Origin of the sequence: Streptomyces sp. SID4985 (assembly GCF_009863025.1) — a bacterium.
Classification (GTDB): domain Bacteria; phylum Actinomycetota; class Actinomycetes; order Streptomycetales; family Streptomycetaceae; genus Streptomyces.
On record NZ_WWIR01000724.1, the window covers coordinates 1 to 3,740 of the forward strand.

The 3,740-nt window shown below is 73.1% G+C and carries 3 protein-coding genes; 2 read left to right on the top strand and 1 reads right to left on the bottom strand.

Annotated features, from left to right (window positions below):
- Positions 1-81 precede the first annotated feature (81 nt).
- On the bottom strand, positions 82-1,182 hold the full coding sequence (locus GTW40_RS32380) for a citrate synthase 2 (protein ID WP_161183696.1): 1,101 nt from the start codon (positions 1,180-1,182) through the stop codon (positions 82-84).
- Positions 1,183-1,445: 263 nt separating this feature from the next.
- On the opposite strand from GTW40_RS32380, the gene pdxH reads away from it, so the two are divergent.
- Both pdxH and GTW40_RS32390 read left to right on the top strand, forming a co-directional pair.
- A complete protein-coding gene (gene pdxH / locus GTW40_RS32385; protein WP_161183697.1) occupies positions 1,446-2,132 on the top strand; it encodes a pyridoxamine 5'-phosphate oxidase in 687 nt (228 codons plus the stop codon).
- Between the two features lie 413 nt (positions 2,133-2,545).
- Positions 2,546-3,740: PAS domain-containing protein (locus GTW40_RS32390; RefSeq protein WP_161183698.1), on the top strand; the 1,195-nt coding region annotated here is incomplete at its 3' end.

Below are 3,740 nucleotides of genomic sequence, written 5' to 3' on the forward strand. Positions count from 1 at the left end.
AGGGGCGCGGGGAACTGCGCGACCAGCCACGACCGGTCCGCAGTCGCCACGCGCCCCAACACCCCATCTTGGCGGGCGAATTCAGTGGGCGATCCCCGCAAACCCCGGGATGTCTTCAGGCCGACGCGAACTCGGACCGACGTACTTCGCCGAAGGCCGCACCAACCGCCCCGTCCGCTTCTGCTCAAGAATGTGCGCCGACCACCCGGCGGTCCTGGCACACGTGAACATCGACGTGAACATGTGCGCCGGCACCTCCGCGAAGTCCAGCAAGATCGCCGCCCAGAACTCCACATTGGTGGCCAACACACGATCCGGCCGCCGATTGTGGAGCTCCTCCAGCGCCGCCTTCTCCAGCGCCTCCGCGATCTCGTACCGGGGCGCCCCCAACTCCCGCGCGGTGCGCCGCAGTACCCGCGCCCGGGGGTCCTCGGCCCGGTAGACGCGATGCCCGAACCCCATGAGCCGCTCACCCCGGTCGAGGGCCTGCCGTACCCACCCCTCCGCGTCCCCGGTCTGCTCGATCTCCTCGATCATGCCGAGCACACGGGAGGGCGCCCCGCCATGGAGGGGACCGGACATCGCACCGACGGCACCCGAGAGCGCGGCAGCGACATCCGCCCCGGTGGAGGCGATGACCCGCGCGGTGAAGGTGGACGCGTTCATGCCGTGCTCGGCGGCCGAGGTCCAGTACGCGTCGACGGCCGCGACGTGCTTCGGGTCCGGCTCGCCGCGCCAGCGGATCATGAACCGCTCGACCACCGACCGCGCCTTGTCGATCTCGTTCTGCGGCACCATCGGCAGGCCCTGCCCGCGCGCGGACTGGGCGACGTACGACAGCGCCATGACGGCGGCGCGGGCGAGGTCGTCGCGGGCCTGCTCGGCGTCGATGTCCAGCAGCGGTTTCAGACCCCACACGGGGGCCAGCATGGCCAGCGCGGACTGCACGTCCACGCGGATGTCCCCGGAGTGCACCGGGATCGGGAACGGCTCGGCGGGCGGCAGGCCGGGGTCGAAGGCGCCGTCGACCAGCAGGCCCCACACGTTCCCGAAGGACACGTGCCCGACCAGGTCCTCGATGTCGACGCCCCGGTAGCGCAGGGCACCGCCCTCCTTGTCCGGCTCGGCGATCTCCGTCTCGAAGGCGACGACTCCCTCTAGCCCGGGTACGAACTCGGACATAAGGCGGCTCCTCATGCTGGGTCGGCGGCGGTCACACCGGTGATGCCCCGTACGGCCGAGGGTCACCCGGACATGGGGCGGGAACCAGCACGATAGCCCTGAGTGCCAGGTTTGGGGAGCCCTTGCGGCACTGAGTGCCACGTTAGGGGGAGGCGGTGGTGGCGAGCCGCCACGCGCTGCGCGCGGGAGCGCGCCGGAAGTGCGCCGGAGTGGGTCGGGAGTGGGCCCGCGGCCCGTACGCCCCCATGCGGCAGGATGGCCGCGTGACCGATCGCGACACGATGCCCGACCCCGCCACCGACCCCGCGTTCATGCGCAAGCAGTACCGCGCCCGGGGCCTTGAGACGACGGAACTCGCGGTCCACCCGATGGACCAGTTCGCGCGCTGGTTCGCGGATGCCGCCCGCGCGGCCGTCCACGGCACGCTCTACGAGCCCAACGCGATGGTCGTCTCCACCGTCGACCCCGCAGGGCGCCCCGGCTCGCGCACGGTCCTGATGAAGGGCTACGACACCGACGGCTTCGTCTTCTACACCAACTACGACTCCCGCAAGGCCCGTGACCTGGCCGGGAACCCGTATGTCTCGCTGCTTTTCCCCTGGCACCCGATCGCCCGCCAGGTCATCGTCTCGGGCGTGGCCCGCCGCACCAGCCGCGAGGAGACCGCCGCCTACTTCCACAGCCGCCCGCACGGCTCCCAGCTGGGCGCCTGGGCCAGTGCGCAGTCCACGGTGGTCGGCTCCCGCGCCGAACTGGACGAGGCGTACGCCGCGCTCGGCGCCCGCTACCCCGAGGGCGAGGAAGTCCCCGTCCCGCCCCACTGGGGAGGCTTCCGCGTCGCCCCCGAGACCGTCGAGTTCTGGCAGGGCCGCGAGAACCGCCTCCACGACCGCCTCCGCTACACCGCCCTCCCGGACGGCACCTGGACGGTCGACCGCCTCAGCCCCTGACCCGCGCACAAACACAAACGCAGACGACCCGCGAGCTCGGGTCCTCCGCCGGGGCGGAGAGCCGGCCGGACGTACCGGCGAGCTCACGGGTCGGGCGACTGCGATGGATTGGCCGGCTGCGCATGACGCGCACGCGCTGGTCCGGCACCCTCGACGAGGCGTGGTGTCGGGCCGCTAGCCCGCAGCCACCTCACGCGTCCGGTTTCCGTACATCTGCCGAACCACCTCCCTTCGTGTGTGCTCCACAGCCTAGGAAGCCGCCGCACACGCTTCAAACGATTTTCGGCGCCGCAATCTCGCGGAACTCCGTGTGGGCTGTGTCACCGTCGAGTTGAATGACATTGAACGACGCAGGCCAGTGAGCGGAACGGGTGCCGAGGGGTGTGCCCGACGCAGCCTCCAGGGGGTCCAGGGTGAGTGCTTCCCGGCGTGGTGGGGCCACCGATGAGCTGGGGCCGGGGGAGCCGGGTGGGGAGGATCTGCTCGCCGCGCTGCTGGACGGCATGGACGCGGCTTTGTGCGCCTTCGACGCCGAGGGGGTCGTGACCCACTGGAACCGCGAGGCGGAGCGGATTCTGGGGTGGAGCGCGGCCGAGGCGGTCGGGCGGCCGGGGTTCGCCGGGTGGGCGGTGCGCAGTGCGGACGCCGAGGAGGTGCAGCGGCGGCTGATGTCCGCGATGCGGGCGCCGGGGCGGCAGGTGCACGAGTTCGCGCTGGTCACCAAGGACGGGGGACGGGTGCTCGTCAGGACCCAGTCCGCCGCCGTGCGGGGGCCGGACGGCAGCCCGGCCGGGCTGTACTGCGCCTTCAGCGAGGTGCACGCGCAGATCGACCTGGAGCGGTCGATCGCGCTCAGCGAGGCGCTGTTCGAGGACGCGTCCTGGGGTGTCGTGCTGGTGGACGCCGATCTGCGTCCCGCCGTCGTCAACGCGCACGCGGCCCGCGCGCTCGGGGTGGGCCGTACGTCCGCGCTCGGGCGGCCGCTCGGTGAGCTGCTCGGCCAGGGTGTGGAGGAGCTGGAGAGCGCGTTGACCCATGTGCTGGCCGAGGGCGCCCCGCCGGGGCCCGCCGAGATGTGGGTGACCGTGCGGACGGCCGACGGGGAGCGGCGGCGCTGCTGGCGCAGTGGCTTCGTGCGGCTGGCCTCGCCGCTGGCCGAGGAGCCCGTACCGCTCGGGGTCGGCTGGCTCTTCCAGGACGTCACCGAGGCCCGGCAGGGCGAGCGGGAGGCGTCCCAACTGCGGTTCCGCTCCAACCAGTTGCATCGCGCGGCCCGTGCCGCCGCCGAGTGCGAGGACCCGGCGGAGGCGGCCGTGGTCCACCTGGAGTTCGCCCTCGCGGGCTTCGCCGACCACGCCCTGCTCGACCGGGCGGTGCCGGTGCCGCCCGGCTCGGAGAACGAGGGCGCCGTACGGCTCGTACGGATCGCCGCCACCCCCTCCGGTGCGCCGGGCCCGGACGCGCCGCCCGGCACCTCCGGGCTGCCCGTGCGGTACGGCGCCGGGCATCCCGCGCTCCAGTGCGGCGAGCGCAACGGCACCGTGCGCGTGGACGCCGGGTCGGGCCCCGCCGAGCGGCCGCGCGAGTGGGCGCGGGCCCGGCTGTGGC